General features: G+C 60.1%; 16 protein-coding genes. 11 read left to right on the top strand and 5 right to left on the bottom strand.

The annotated features are described in order from the left end of the window. Positions 1-87: 87 nt before the first annotated feature. Complete coding sequence (locus AC1RCO_RS24045; RefSeq protein WP_015637097.1) at positions 88-429, top strand: PA4575 family protein; 342 nt, start codon at positions 88-90, stop codon at positions 427-429. 3 nt (positions 430-432) lie between these two features. Here AC1RCO_RS24045 and AC1RCO_RS24040 read toward each other — a convergent pair whose 3' ends face one another. Further along, on the bottom strand, positions 433-2259 hold the full coding sequence (locus AC1RCO_RS24040) for a hypothetical protein (RefSeq protein WP_019093993.1): 1827 nt from the start codon (positions 2257-2259) through the stop codon (positions 433-435). A gap of 162 nt (positions 2260-2421) precedes the next feature. Here AC1RCO_RS24040 and AC1RCO_RS24035 point away from each other — a divergent pair, with 162 nt between their 5' ends. From AC1RCO_RS24035 to bamJ, 3 genes are all read left to right on the top strand, one after another. Further along, the gene (locus AC1RCO_RS24035) at positions 2422-2910 is read left to right on the top strand and encodes a TIGR00645 family protein (protein ID WP_015637095.1); all 489 of its coding nucleotides are present in this window, start codon (positions 2422-2424) and stop codon (positions 2908-2910) included. Between the two features lie 135 nt (positions 2911-3045). Further along, on the top strand, positions 3046-3351 hold the full coding sequence (locus AC1RCO_RS24030) for a DUF6482 family protein (protein WP_011063559.1): 306 nt from the start codon (positions 3046-3048) through the stop codon (positions 3349-3351). A 127-nt stretch (positions 3352-3478) separates the two neighbouring features. After that, on the top strand, positions 3479-4096 hold the full coding sequence (gene bamJ / locus AC1RCO_RS24025; protein WP_007924751.1) for a BamJ family beta-barrel-assembly machinery protein: 618 nt from the start codon (positions 3479-3481) through the stop codon (positions 4094-4096). 90 nt (positions 4097-4186) lie between these two features. Here the strand turns inward: bamJ and AC1RCO_RS24020 are convergent, their stop codons facing one another. The 3 genes from AC1RCO_RS24020 to AC1RCO_RS24010 form a co-directional block, all read right to left on the bottom strand. Beyond that, positions 4187-4456, bottom strand: coding sequence for a PA4570 family protein (locus AC1RCO_RS24020; RefSeq protein WP_011063558.1), 270 nt, complete (start codon positions 4454-4456; stop codon positions 4187-4189). 206 nt (positions 4457-4662) lie between these two features. Beyond that, on the bottom strand, positions 4663-5004 hold the full coding sequence (locus AC1RCO_RS24015) for a zinc ribbon domain-containing protein YjdM (RefSeq protein WP_492618112.1): 342 nt from the start codon (positions 5002-5004) through the stop codon (positions 4663-4665). Positions 5005-5126: 122 nt separating this feature from the next. Then, entirely contained in the window at positions 5127-6095 is a 969-nt protein-coding gene (locus AC1RCO_RS24010) for a polyprenyl synthetase family protein (RefSeq protein ID WP_011063556.1), read from the bottom strand. A 378-nt stretch (positions 6096-6473) separates the two neighbouring features. On the opposite strand from AC1RCO_RS24010, the gene rplU reads away from it, so the two are divergent. From rplU to AC1RCO_RS23985, 5 genes are all read left to right on the top strand, one after another. Continuing rightward, positions 6474-6785: a 50S ribosomal protein L21 gene (gene rplU / locus AC1RCO_RS24005; RefSeq protein WP_003228361.1), complete on the top strand. Its 312-nt coding sequence runs from the start codon at positions 6474-6476 to the stop codon at positions 6783-6785. Positions 6786-6820: 35 nt separating this feature from the next. Then, positions 6821-7078, top strand: a complete 258-nt coding sequence (rpmA, locus tag AC1RCO_RS24000) for a 50S ribosomal protein L27 (protein ID WP_003228360.1) — start codon at positions 6821-6823, stop codon at positions 7076-7078. Positions 7079-7273: 195 nt separating this feature from the next. Beyond that, the gene (gene cgtA, locus AC1RCO_RS23995; RefSeq protein ID WP_011063554.1) at positions 7274-8497 is read left to right on the top strand and encodes an Obg family GTPase CgtA; all 1224 of its coding nucleotides are present in this window, start codon (positions 7274-7276) and stop codon (positions 8495-8497) included. 186 nt (positions 8498-8683) lie between these two features. Beyond that, on the top strand, positions 8684-9802 hold the full coding sequence (gene proB / locus AC1RCO_RS23990) for a glutamate 5-kinase (RefSeq protein WP_011063553.1): 1119 nt from the start codon (positions 8684-8686) through the stop codon (positions 9800-9802). A gap of 19 nt (positions 9803-9821) precedes the next feature. Further along, positions 9822-10283 (top strand): CreA family protein, encoded by a 462-nt coding sequence (locus tag AC1RCO_RS23985; RefSeq protein ID WP_011063552.1) that lies wholly within the window; start codon positions 9822-9824, stop codon positions 10281-10283. A gap of 116 nt (positions 10284-10399) precedes the next feature. Here AC1RCO_RS23985 and rpsT read toward each other — a convergent pair whose 3' ends face one another. Continuing rightward, a complete protein-coding gene (rpsT, locus tag AC1RCO_RS23980) occupies positions 10400-10678 on the bottom strand; it encodes a 30S ribosomal protein S20 (RefSeq protein WP_007924739.1) in 279 nt (92 codons plus the stop codon). Between the two features lie 252 nt (positions 10679-10930). On the opposite strand from rpsT, the gene murJ reads away from it, so the two are divergent. Together murJ and ribF are read left to right on the top strand one after the other, a co-directional pair. Continuing rightward, positions 10931-12469, top strand: a complete 1539-nt coding sequence (gene murJ, locus AC1RCO_RS23975) for a murein biosynthesis integral membrane protein MurJ (protein ID WP_492618111.1) — start codon at positions 10931-10933, stop codon at positions 12467-12469. A 128-nt stretch (positions 12470-12597) separates the two neighbouring features. Beyond that, the gene (ribF, locus tag AC1RCO_RS23970) at positions 12598-13542 is read left to right on the top strand and encodes a bifunctional riboflavin kinase/FAD synthetase (protein ID WP_041119943.1); all 945 of its coding nucleotides are present in this window, start codon (positions 12598-12600) and stop codon (positions 13540-13542) included. The last annotated feature ends 13 nt before the right edge of the window (positions 13543-13555 follow it).

The following is a 13555-nucleotide window of genomic DNA, read 5'->3' as shown; positions in this document are numbered from 1 at the left end:
CTCAGGGCAAGGAGAACGACAGTCGTCGCTGGATCGAAACAGCCTTGCGTTGAAGGCTGAATAGTGGATCTACCGAGGGTCGCCGCCATGTCGCGCAACCTTTGCCTTACTCGCCAATGCCTTGGCCTGGTTACCCGTATCGAATGCATTGTTCGCCCTTTGGCGGGGGACAACGGTATGTGGACCCTTCTCTTCGCCGCCGGAATGGCCGGTGAACAACCCTCGGCGATCAAGTCCCAGGGGCCGTTCTGCGGACCTGTGGTGGCCGAATCGATCCTCGATTCGATCGTTGAAAGCCTGACTACCCACGGTTACCAACTGGCCGACGATCCGCAGATATGGTGCCTGCATCTGCAGGCCCAACTGCGGCAGATCAACGGTGAGCGGGGGCGTCACGCCGGGGATTTCCAGTTCCATCCCGAACATTGATGGCTAGGGTGGTGTCGGCTCGGCTTTGTCGAGTTTGACCTCGAAGCCGTATTCGACGGCATTGAGTTCGCTGCGCTCGTAGCTTTCCAGTTGGCTGGGCTGGCCGTAGAAGTAATGCACGTCGAACAGCGCGGGCCCGTTGTTCGAGGCGCCGTGGCTGACGGCAAGGATCTCCTTCAGGTACTGGCCACTGTCGTCCTTGGCATAGAAGCGCCAGGCATCCCCGGGAAAGAGCTTCTGGTCGACTATCAGGGCATTGCCCTTGAGCTCCAGGCCCTTGGGCAGTTGCTGGGCACTGATGGTCTTTTTCTCGATGTTGGCGAGAAACAGCGGGATAGAGCCGACGGCATAGGCCGGGGTTTCCGGGAACAGGTTCAGGTCGTAGGTGATGACGCCACGCATGGGGTCGATTTCAAAGGCCTCGTCCGGCAGTTCGATCGGTTCGCCACGCTGGCCCTTGTCGTCCTGAGTGAAGAAGGTCAGCGGGGTGTCGCCGGCATTGAACTCCGAGCCCAGCAGTTCGTCGTTGAAGGTCCGCGGATGGCTGAACTCAATGCGTGCTGCACTGGCATCTTCCACCGATTGGCTGATGGTCACGGACTTTTTCAATGAATCCTCATCAAGCTCCGCGCCCTTGAGGTAGCTGGCGGCCTGATCGTCATAGACCACCACCGGCATCGGCAGTGGCTGGATGTTCTTGTCGGTGGTGAGCCGATCGAAGCGGTGTACCGGCAGGTCGAGGTCCTTGCGGGTCACGCTGGCCTGAGCGAAGTCGAGTACGGCGACCTCCAGCTTGTCGATCTGGCCGTTGAAATACACCTTGGCGTAATGCTGGGTGTGCTGCTGGTCGAAGGCTTTCTGCTCATCCTCCAGTTGCTTCTCGAAGACCTCGCTCCAGCTCTTCTGCTTCTGCATCTCGGCCAGTTGCTGGCGGTAAAAGGCGACCTGCTGGGCGCTCTCATTGATCGAGCCCGACCGAGAGAGGATTTGCCCGCTGCTGTCCCGAGCCTGCGCCAGCAAGGGGTTGAGGGAGGCGTCGTCGGCTTCCTCAGGCAGGGCGGCGTTATTGCTCAGTTCGATCTCGGCGACATTCTTTTCCAGCGCCAGCAAGGTCAGGCTGATGTTGCCGTCCTGGCGTGGCTTGCCGATGTCGGCCCGGGTCAGTTCGAAGGTCAGGGTGCGGCCGGGAGCTATCACTTCCAGCTTGCCCTGCAGCGAGACCGGCTGCGGCTGGTTCTTGTTGTCCACTTCCAGGCCCTCGATGAAGGGATAGGTCACGGTCAGGTCATCCGGGTTGGTCAGGTTGGAACTGGACGGGCTGAGTTGAATCCCCGGGTCGGTTTCCGACCATTCGGGCTGAAAGGGGATGACCTTCTTGTTGCTCAGGGTGACGGACTGCCACTCCAGGCCATGGGGAAAGGGGAACTGCGCGGGCATGTTGAAGCTGAAGGGGAACACCGGCTGCAGGTCGGTCAGGTAGTCCGAGCTGGAGGGCTTGCGCAGCACGAACAGGCCATTGACGTAGGTGTCCACCAGCGCCTGGGCCGTGGGGTAGTGCTTGAGCAGGGCCAGGCTGTCGTCACCGTATTCGGTTTCGATCGGCTTGCTGTCGAGCTTGATCTGCGCACGCTCGAGCAGCAGCAGTGAGCCGCCGAGGTCGGCGATGGCGTCCTTGAGCTTGGGGTCCTGGATGGCGTCCAGGGATTTTTCAAACTGTGCGGTCCTCTCTTCGAGGCTGGCCTGCTTCTTTTCGTCGCTGGGTGAACAGCCGCCGCTGATCAGCAGCGCCAGACCAAGGCCGAAGCTGGCCAAAGGCAATCGCAAATCCATTTTCCAGTCTTCCTGTCCAGTGTCGGTGGGCGGTGGCAATGGCTTCGACACTAGCAGAAAAAACGTTCGGAAAAACCCGTGGGTCAGGGGATCGTCTGTGGTTTATGGGCTTTTGGCGCGCTGATATACTCGCCGCCGTTTTTACACCGGGTACGAGATTCAATGGAACGTTTTATCGAAAATGCAATGTATGCCTCACGCTGGCTGCTGGCGCCGATCTACTTCGGATTGTCCCTGGGCCTGCTGGCACTGGCATTGAAGTTTTTCCAGGAAGTCTTCCACGTTATTCCCAATGTGTTCTCCATGGCCGAGTCCGACCTGATCCTGGTGCTCCTGTCGCTGATCGACATGGCGCTGGTGGGTGGCCTGCTGGTGATGGTGATGATTTCCGGCTACGAAAATTTCGTGTCGCAGCTGGACATCGATGAGGACAAGGAAAAGCTCAGCTGGCTGGGCAAGATGGATTCTTCGTCGCTGAAGATGAAAGTGGCGGCGTCCATCGTCGCGATCTCCTCGATCCACCTGCTGCGGGTGTTCATGGACGCCAAGAACACCCCCACCGAGTACCTGCTGTGGTACGTGGTGATCCACATGACCTTCGTGATCTCGGCATTTGCCATGGGGTACCTGGACAAGCTGACCAAGCACTGACCGCCCCCTGCCCACCGGACACCTGCCGCCCGGCCGTTGCGAAACGGACGGGCGGCGTTGTTTGTGGCTTGTGCTTTTTCCGGGCGGGGCATATGCCTGTAGGGGTCATGGCTTTCAATTGCACGAGGTGCGCTCATGAACCTGCAGGAAATGAATGCCTACGCCATTGCCGGAAAAGTCGATGAGTTGAACCTGATTTCGCTGGAAGGCGGAATCTACCTGCTTGAGGCGCGCATGCACGGGGCTGCATACCCGTTGAGCGATGCCCATGGGCAGATGTTTCATCTGCGTTCGGTGGAGCATGCCCGTGAAGTGCTGCAGTCGTTTCCCAAGCTGCCGTTCAACCTGATCCACACCTCGGTGCATGACGAGATGTGCGGGTTGTCTGCCAGCGCCGAGGAAAGCCTCAAGGTGCCGATCACCCTGCACTCCGGCTGGTAGCGCCGGGGTTGCGCTGATTGTCGCCGGACTTCTGTGCTAGTCTGCTCGCCCTTTTGGTTCCGGGCGCTCCGGAAGGTGCTGTGTTTCCACGGCCTTTCCCGAGCCGTCCGCACAGCGGAGCAGTGTCATGTCCGAAGTAAATCTGTCCACCGACGAAACCCGCGTCAGCTACGGCATCGGCCGTCAGCTGGGCGACCAACTGCGTGACAACCCGCCCCCGGGCGTGAGCCTGGATGCAATCCTGGCCGGTCTGACCGACGCTTTCGCCGGTAAGCCGAGCCGTGTGGGTCAGGAAGAAATGTCTGCCAGCTTCAAAGTCATCCGCGAAATCATGCAGGCTGAAGCCGCTGCCAAGGCCGAAGCGGCTGCCGGTGCCGGTCTGGCATTCCTGGCGGAAAACGCCAAGCGTGAAGGCATCACCACCCTGGCTTCCGGCCTGCAGTTCGAAGTGCTGACCCAGGGCGAAGGCGCCAAGCCATCCCGTGAAGACAGCGTTCGCACTCACTACCACGGCACCCTGATCGACGGCACTGTGTTCGACAGCTCCTACGAGCGCGGCCAGCCTGCCGAATTCCCGGTTGGCGGCGTGATCGCTGGCTGGACCGAAGCGCTGCAACTGATGAACGCCGGTAGCAAATGGCGTCTGTACGTGCCGAGCGAACTGGCTTACGGCGCACAAGGCGTGGGCAGCATCCCGCCGCACAGCGTCCTGGTGTTCGACGTCGAGCTGCTGGACGTTCTGTAACCCCTGTAGGAGCCAGCTTGCTGGCGATGAAGGCTGCGCACTCGCGGTCTGCTCATCGCCGGCAAGCTTGCCCCTTGATCGGCTTAGGTTTCATAGACGGATTTTTGCGCCCAGGCTTTGACCATCGGTGCCGGTCGGCCGCAAGGCTCTGGCGTAGCAGAACAAAAACAGGTTGCGCACCAATTCCTTGAGTACCAGCGGTTCGCTGGAGCTCAGGCCGTTCAGGTCCAGATCTCCCTGGTCCTGCAGCTCGTTCAGGGCTTCCTCTTCCAGTACCGCACAGACTTCCCCGGTTTCCCGATGCAGGATTCGCAGGTAAGGGTGTGGGCGGTCCAGCCAGGCATCAATCAAATAAGTCATGGTCGTCATCTCCTTGAATGGGGTTCAATGAGAATAATTCTTATTCAATGAATAGCAAGTGCCTATTGGCGGTTTCTGCTTTTTTCTGTGCAGAAATTGTTTTCGATCAAATCGACTGGCTTTCTGCTAGCAAGGTTGCGGGTTGACCGAGCGGGGAGGGGCGTAGGGGGGGGACCCTCTCGCGGCGGGCGCGAGAGGGGGTGGATTCAGACCTTGCGGACGAAATCGGACTTGAGTTTCATCGGGCCGATACCGTCGATCTTGCAGTCGATGTCATGGTCGCCATCGCACAGGCGGATGTTCTTGACCTTGGTGCCGACCTTGACCACCAGCGAGGTGCCCTTGACCTTGAGGTCCTTGATCACGGTAATGGTGTCGCCGTCTTGCAGCACGTTGCCCACCGAATCTTTCTTCACGGCTTCATCGGATACGGCTTCGGCTTCACCGCTGGCGGACCACTCGTGGGCGCACTCAGGGCAGATCAGCTGGGTGCCGTCCTCGTAGGTGTATTCGGAATTGCATTTTGGGCAGGGTGGCAAAGTGCTCACTTAAGCTCCTCAAAGTCAGGATGGCTAAAAAGCGCACATTGTATAGGGTTTTGTGGGCGAGAGGGGATGAAGGGGGGGCAGGGCAACGAGCCGGCTCCTGTGATGAGCAGGAGCCGGGCTGTTTAGTGGGTGCGGGCGACGGCGAATTCGCTCAGTTCCACCAGGGCATCGCGGTACTCGCTCGGTGGCAGGGCTTCCAGGCAAGTGATGGCGCGCGCAACGTAATCGCGGGCCAGTTGTGCGGTGTAGTCCAGGGAGCCCGAGGCCTCGACGGCGGCACGGATGCTTTCCAGATCTTCGATGCCGCCTTTCTGGATCGCCTGGCGAACCAGGGCTGCCTGCTCCGGTGTGCCTTCGCGCATGGTGTAGATCAGCGGCAGCGTCGGCTTGCCTTCTGCCAGATCGTCACCGACGTTCTTGCCCAGGGTCTCGGCATCGCCGCGGTAGTCCAGCAGGTCGTCCACCAGTTGGAAGGCCACGCCCAGATGGTCGCCAAAGGTGCGCAGGGCCTCGGCCTGTTCCTCGGTGGCGCCGGCCAGTGCGGCGGCGCTGTGGGTCGAGGCTTCGAAGAGCATCGCGGTCTTGCCGCGGATGACTTCCATGTAGGTTTCTTCGGTGGTGCTGGCGTCACGCACCTTGGAGAGCTGCAGGACTTCGCCTTCAGCGATGATCCGGGTGGCCTGGGACAGGATGCGCATGACCGGCATCGAGCCGAGCTCGACCATCATTTCGAACGAGCGCGAGTACAGGAAGTCGCCCACCAGTACGCTGGGAGCGTTGCCCCACATGGCGTTGGCGGTTGAGCGGCCACGGCGCATGCCGGACATGTCGACCACGTCGTCATGCAGCAGAGTGGCGGTGTGCAGGAATTCGATGGTAGCGGCCAGCAGGCGCAGGTCGTCGCCTTCACGGCCCAGGGCCTTGCCGCACAGCAGCACCAATAAAGGACGCAGGCGCTTGCCTCCGGCCGAGGTGATGTAATCGCCGATTTTGGAAACCAGCGGAACTCGGGAGGTCAGCTGTTTCTTGATGATGCCGTCGACGGCGCTAAAATCGTCCGCCACCGCGCGGTAGAAAGCTTGGGGTTGCATCAGCGACAGGTGCTCCAGAAGGGTTGCGCGGCATGCTAGGACCCACGTCCGCGGGTGTCAAGGCGCGGTCCCGCACGGCTAAAGCCCCGACGGGCTGTAATTTGTCAGGGTAAAACACTGGGGTATAGTCGCGTGCTGCCATTAAACCCTGGTTTCAGGGGGTTAGGTCCCCGGCGCCAGGGCTGGCAGCGTTGTCCGACGTGGCCTGAACGGCACTTGCAAGGCCATTGAGCCTTGCGTACAATCGCGCACCCTGAACTTCCTGGGCAGCACCTGCCTTACGCAATTGCACTTGGGCCGTTCCAGCCCCATGCAGCCATGCCAGCCAATACCTCTTCTTATAAAGAGCTGGGTGAGCAGGATTATCGGAGAAATACCATGTACGCAGTAATCGTTACCGGCGGTAAGCAATACAAGGTCGCTGAAGGTGAATACCTGAAGATCGAAAAACTGGAAGTCGCTACTGGCGAATCCGTGACTTTTGACCGCGTTCTGTTGGTCGCCAACGGCGACGACGTGAACATCGGCGCACCTGTTGTTGCTGGCGCAACCGTCAAGGCTGAAGTGATCTCCCAAGGTCGTCACGATAAAGTCCGCATCATCAAGTTCCGTCGCCGTAAGCACCACATGAAGCGTATGGGCCACCGCCAGTGGTTCACCGAGATCAAAATCACCGGTATTCAGGCTTAATTTCAGCCTAATTCCTCACTAGGAGAATTGAACTCATGGCACACAAAAAAGCTGGTGGTAGTACCCGTAACGGTCGCGACTCAGAAGCCAAACGCCTTGGCGTGAAGATGTATGGCGGCCAGGTCATCAAGGCCGGCAACATCATCGTGCGTCAGCGCGGCACTCAATTCCACGCTGGCTACGGCGTTGGCATGGGTAAAGATCACACTCTGTTCGCGAAAATCGAAGGCGTGATCAAGTTTGAAGTAAAAGGCGCCTTCGGTCGTCGTTACGTGAGCGTCGTCGCAGCTTAATTGCGCGATCGCTGGAAAAGCCCTGTCTCGCGACGGGGCTTTTTCGTTTGTGGGATGAGTCTCTTGCAAAACTGTTTGTACGAGCTGCCAGCGTTGGATGTTTCGGTCGTTGATTGAGGTCGCTGCGCTCATTTTTGCAAGAGTCTTATGTCTTAGTGCTTTTCAGCTCGCCCGTGTGGCGAGAGGCGTTTGAACATGAAGTTTGTTGATGAAGTATCGATTCGAGTAAAGGCTGGCGACGGCGGCAATGGTTGCATGAGTTTCCGTCGGGAAAAGTTCATCGAGAACGGTGGTCCCAACGGTGGTGATGGTGGTGATGGCGGCTCGATCTACATGGTCGCCGACGAAAACCTCAATACCCTGGTGGACTACCGCTACACCCGGCACTTCGATGCCGAGCGCGGCTCCAACGGCGGCAGTACCGACTGTACCGGCAAGAAGGGTGAGGATCTGGAGCTGCGGGTTCCGGTCGGTACCACGATCATTGATGCGGGCACTCAGGAAGTCATTGGCGACCTGACCAAGGCTGGCCAGCGGTTGATGGTGGTGCAGGGCGGCTGGCACGGTTTGGGTAATACCCGTTTCAAGTCCAGTACCAACCGTGCGCCGCGCCAGACCACTCCGGGCAAGCCGGGTGAGCAGCGTGATCTCAAGCTGGAGCTGAAGGTGTTGGCGGACGTGGGTCTGCTGGGCTTGCCGAATGCGGGCAAAAGTACCTTTATCCGCTCGGTGTCCGCGGCCAAGCCGAAGGTGGCCGATTACCCGTTCACCACCCTGGTGCCGAACCTGGGTGTGGTCAGCGTCGATCGCTGGAAGAGCTTCGTGATCGCCGATATTCCGGGTCTGATCGAGGGTGCTTCCGATGGTGCTGGCCTGGGGATTCGCTTCCTCAAGCACCTGGCGCGTACGCGCATCCTGTTGCATCTGGTGGACATGGCGCCGCTGGATGAAAGCAGCCCGGCGGATGCGGCAGAGGTGATTGTCAATGAGTTGATGAAGTTCAGCCCGTCCCTGGCCGAGCGCGAGCGCTGGCTGGTGCTGAACAAGTCCGATCAGATCCTCGAGGAAGAGCGTGAAGAGCGGGTCAAGGAAATCGTTGATCGCCTGGAGTGGACGGGGCCGGTATACGTGATCTCGGCCATCTCCAAGGATGGTACCGAGCGCCTGAGCCGCGACATCATGCGTTACCTGGAGGATCGTGCCGATCGCCTGGCAGCCGACCCTGCCTATGCCGACGAGCTGGCTGAGCTGGATCAGCGCATCGAAGACGAGGCGCGTGCCCAGTTGCAAGCCCTCGACGATCAGCGTGCTCTGCGCCGCAGTGGCGTGAAGAGCGTCCATGACATCGGTGATGATGACTGGGACGAAGAAGACGTTGACGATGAGGATGGTCCGGAAATCATTTACGTCCGCGACTGATTCGGCAGGAGCGGGCTTGCCCCGCGAAGACGGTTTATCTGGCAGGGTGCGGTGTTATCATCGCTGCCAAGCCAGCTTCCAAGGCGCCGCTCATTTGAGCGGCGTTTTGGTGTCTGCAGGATACAAATACGAATAACCCCATGAGTGGCGCTCGGTCGCGTCGCTCGCTGGCAAAGGTTGAATAAGATGCGGAGCAAGGTGACAGGTGCGCAGCGCTGGGTCGTTAAGATCGGCAGTGCGCTGCTGACGGCGGACGGCAAGGGGCTGGATCGCACGGCAATGGGTGTGTGGGTGGAGCAGATGGTGGCCTTGCATGAGGCTGGCGTCGAGCTGGTACTGGTTTCCTCCGGTGCTGTAGCGGCCGGCATGAGTCGCCTGGGCTGGACCGCACGACCGAGTGCGATGCATGAGTTGCAGGCCGCTGCGGCCATCGGCCAGATGGGGCTGGTGCAGGCCTGGGAGTCGAGCTTTGCCGAGCATGGCCGGCATACTGCACAGATTCTCCTGACCCATGACGACCTCTCCGATCGCAAGCGCTACCTCAATGCTCGCAGTACCTTGCGTGCCCTGGTGGAACTCAAGGTGATCCCGGTGATCAACGAGAACGACACCGTGGTGACCGACGAGATCCGCTTTGGCGACAACGATACTCTGGCGGCGCTGGTGGCCAACCTGGTTGAGGCTGATCTGCTGGTGATTCTTACCGACCGTGACGGCATGTTCGATGCCGACCCGCGTAACAATCCTGATGCCCAGCTGATCTATGAGGCGCGGGCCGACGACCCGGCGCTGGATGCGGTGGCCGGTGGTACGGGCGGTGCGCTGGGGCGTGGCGGCATGCAGACCAAGTTGCGTGCGGCGCGGCTGGCTGCGCGTTCCGGGGCGCATACGATCATCGTTGGTGGGCGTCTGGATCGCGTGCTGGACCGCCTCAAGGCTGGCGAGCGCATCGGCACCTTGCTGTCGCCGGAGCGCGGCATGCTGGCGGCGCGCAAGCAGTGGCTGGCCGGGCATCTGCAGACCCGCGGCACCCTGGTGCTGGATGAGGGGGCGGTGTCGGCTCTGTCCCAGGGTAACAAGAGCCTGTTGCCGGTGGGGGTCAAGCAGGTCCAGGGTGGTTTCCGGCGTGGTGAGATGGTGGTGTGCGTAGCGCCGGATGGTCGTGAGATTGCTCGTGGTCTGGCCAACTACAGTGCGCTTGAGGCGCAGAAGATCATTGGTCAGCCGTCCGACGCTATTGTCGGTGTCCTGGGGTATATGGCGGAGCCTGAACTGGTACACCGCGATAACCTGATTCTGGTGTAAGTGGCGTAAGGAAAAGCGTATGCGCGTAGCAAAAGGATTGTTGGGCTTGCTCTTGGCGATGCCGTTCATGGCTTCGGCCGAGGAGATTGGCCAGGTGTCCACGGTGTTCAAGTTTGTCGGGCCGAATGACCGGATCGTGGTCGAGGCGTTCGATGATCCCAAGGTCGATGGGGTGACGTGCTATCTGTCGCGAGCCAAGACGGGTGGGCTCAAGGGTGGCCTGGGTCTGGCGGAAGATCGTGCGGAGGCCTCCATTGCCTGTCGTCAGGTGGGGCCTATTGCGTTCAAGGGTGAGCTCAAGGATGGCGACGAGGTATTCAAGGAGCGCACCTCGCTGGTATTCAAGACCATGCAGGTGGTGCGTTTTCTGGATAAGAAGCGCAATACCCTGGTGTACCTGGTCTACAGCGATCGCCTGATCGAGGGCAGTCCGCAGAATGCGGTGACGGCTATCCCGATCCTGCCCTGGCCGCACCCGTAACGGAGTTTCTCCTGGCATGCTGGCCCTCTGTTGAAGGCGGGGCTGGTTTGCCGGGTGGGTAAATCGCGGGCAATAAAAAACCGACCCTTGGGTCGGTTTTTTAACAAGCGTGTCGCTTAGGCTGCAGCGGCAAGGTTCAGAGCCTTGATGTGGCCATTCAGACGACCTTTATGGCGAGCAGCCTTGTTCTTGTGGATGATGCCTTTATCGGCCATGCGGTCGATAACTGGCACAGCCAGAACATAAGCAGCTTGCGCTTTTTCAGCGTCTTTTGCGTCGATGGCTTTAACTACATTCTTGATGTAGGTACGAACCATGGAACGCAGGCTGGCGTTGTGGCTGCGACGCTTCTCAGCCTGTTTTGCACGTTTTTTGGCGGAAGGTGAGTTGGCCACCGTCGAGCTCCTCGAAAGACTTTTTGGGAAATAGCAAACAAAATAGGCCGCGAATCATGCCGATGAGTTGAAGTCTTGTCAAGGGCGGGTGATGCGTTCCGCTGAGTGGTCGATCTGAAGAGGCGGGATATTTATTTCCGGCGCTTGACCTGTAAACTCGCGAGCTTTGGCTCTGTGCTGTTGCGGCGCGGAGTATCGCATAAGTGGGTGTCTTTTCGCCTGCTGTTTATCTACAAGGCGCAAAACCTTTTCATGAACCTGCTCAAGTCGTTGGCCGCCGTCAGCTCTATCACGATGCTTTCCCGGATACTGGGGTTTGTGCGTGACACCATCATCGCGCGCACTTTCGGTGCCGGGATGGCCACCGATGCCTTCTTCATTGCCTTCAAGCTGCCCAACCTGCTGCGGCGCATCTTTGCCGAAGGAGCGTTCTCCCAGGCGTTCGTGCCGATCCTGGCGGAATACAAGAGCCAGCAGGGGGAAGAGGCGACCCGTACCTTCATTGCCTATGTCTCGGGTCTGCTGACCCTGGTCCTGGCGCTGGTGACGGCTTTGGGCATCATCGCCGCGCCCTGGGTGATCTGGGCCACGGCACCGGGGTTCGTCGACTCTCCGGAAAAGTTCGCCCTGACCTCTGACCTGTTGCGGGTGACCTTTCCTTATATATTGCTGATCTCGCTGTCGTCTCTGGCCGGGGCAATCCTCAATACCTGGAATCGTTTCTCGGTGCCGGCCTTCGTGCCGACCCTGCTCAACGTCAGCATGATCATTTTTGCGGTGTTTCTGACGCCGTATTTCGATCCGCCAGTGATGGCTCTGGGCTGGGCGGTGCTGGCTGGTGGCCTGGCGCAGTTGCTGTATCAGCTGCCGCACCTGAAGAAGATCGGCATGCTGGTGCTGCCACGCCTGAACCTGCGGGATACCGGGGTCTGGCGGGTGATGAAGCAGATGCTGCCGGCGATTCTCGGGGTTTCGGTGAGCCAGATCTCGTTGATCATCAACACCATCTTCGCCTCTTTCCTGGTAGCCGGTTCGGTGTCGTGGATGTATTACGCCGACCGCCTGATGGAGCTGCCGTCCGGTGTGCTGGGGGTGGCGCTGGGCACCATTCTTCTGCCGACCCTGGCCAAGACCTACGCCAGCAAGGACCGCCACGAGTATTCGCGGATTCTCGATTGGGGCCTGCGCCTGTGTTTCATCCTGGTGCTGCCGTGCTCCCTGGCCCTGGGTATCCTCGCCGAGCCGCTGACCGTGTCACTGTTCCAATACGGTGAGTTCAGTGCCTTCGATGCGTCCATGACCCAGCGTGCGCTGGTGGCTTATGCCGTGGGTTTGCTGGGGATCATCGTGATCAAGGTGCTGGCGCCGGGCTTCTATGCGCAGCAGAACATTCGTACACCGGTGAAAATCGCCATCTTTACGCTGATCGTCACCCAACTGCTGAACCTGGCCTTTATCGGCCCCCTGAAACACGCGGGCCTGGCCCTGGCCATCAGCGCCGGGGCCTGTATCAACGCCGGACTGCTGTTCTACCAGTTGCGCAAGCAGCAGATGTTCCAGCCGCTGCCGGGGTGGGGGCGGTTCACCTTGAAGTTGCTGTTGGCGGTAGCGGTCATGTCCGCGGTATTGCTGGGCCTGATGCATTTCATGCCGGCCTGGGATCAAGGCCACATGCTCCAGCGGTTCCTGCGCCTGGGCGTGCTGGTGGTGGCTGGGGTGTTGGCATATTTCGGCATGCTGGCGCTGCTGGGCTTCCGTTTGCGCGACTTCAATCGCAAAGCCTTGAACTGACGGCTGTTTAGTCGCCAGGGCAGGGCAGGCATCGGTTTTGTCGGATCAACCACATTGGGTGCGGTGCTGCCTGTCGTCGGCCGCCGGGTGTGGTTATAATCGACCACTTTATGAGCAAGAAGCGCGTTATGCAGCTGGTTCGAGGCCTCCACAATCTGCGCCCCCAGCATCGGGGCTGCGTCGCCACTATTGGCAACTTTGACGGTGTTCACCGTGGTCACCAGGCTATCCTGGGCCGGCTGCGCGAACGTGCGCTCGAGTTGGGCGTGCCCAGCTGCGTGGTGATTTTCGAGCCCCAGCCGCGGGAATTCTTTGCCCCCGAGACGGCTCCGGCGCGTCTGGCCCGCCTGCGGGACAAGCTGCAGTTGCTGGCTGACGCCGGTGTCGACCGGGTGCTGTGCCTGGCCTTCAACCAGCGCCTGAGCAAACTCAGCGCCAGCGAGTTCGTCGAGCGAATCCTGGTGGATGGCCTGGGTGTACAGCACCTGGAAGTGGGTGATGACTTCCGCTTCGGTTGCGACCGGGTCGGTGATTTTGACTTCCTGCAGCAGGCCGGAGCCACCCACGGCTTTACCGTGGAGGCGGCGCAGACCGTCGAGCTCGACGGCCTGCGGGTGAGTAGTACCCAGGTCCGCAATGCCCTGGCCGCCGCCGATTTCGATCTGGCCGAGCGCCTGCTGGGTCGCCCGTACCGCATTGCCGGGCGGGTGTTGCACGGCCAGAAACTGGCGCGCCAGTTGGGTACGCCCACTGCCAATGTGCAGTTGAAACGCCGTCGCGTGCCGCTTTCCGGGGTGTACCTGGTGAGCGTCGAGCTCGATGGCAAGACCTGGCCCGGCGTCGCCAATATCGGCGTGCGACCCACGGTTGCAGGTGATGGCAAGGCCCACCTGGAAGTACATCTTTTAGATTTTGCCGGCGATCTGTATGACCGGCGTTTGACGGTGGTTTTCCACCACAAGCTGCGTGAAGAGCAGCGTTTCGCCTCCCTGGAGGCGTTGAAGACGGCGATCAATGCGGATGTTGCCGCCGCCCGTGCCCAAGTGGCACGTATCCATAGCGCCAATCGCTAATGAAGAGCCTTAA

This window comes from Pseudomonas sp. GW823-FHT03E05, from assembly GCF_058796855.1.
The sequence above is the reverse complement of the archived record's forward strand: the minus strand, read 5'-3'. Positions and strand labels throughout refer to the sequence as shown.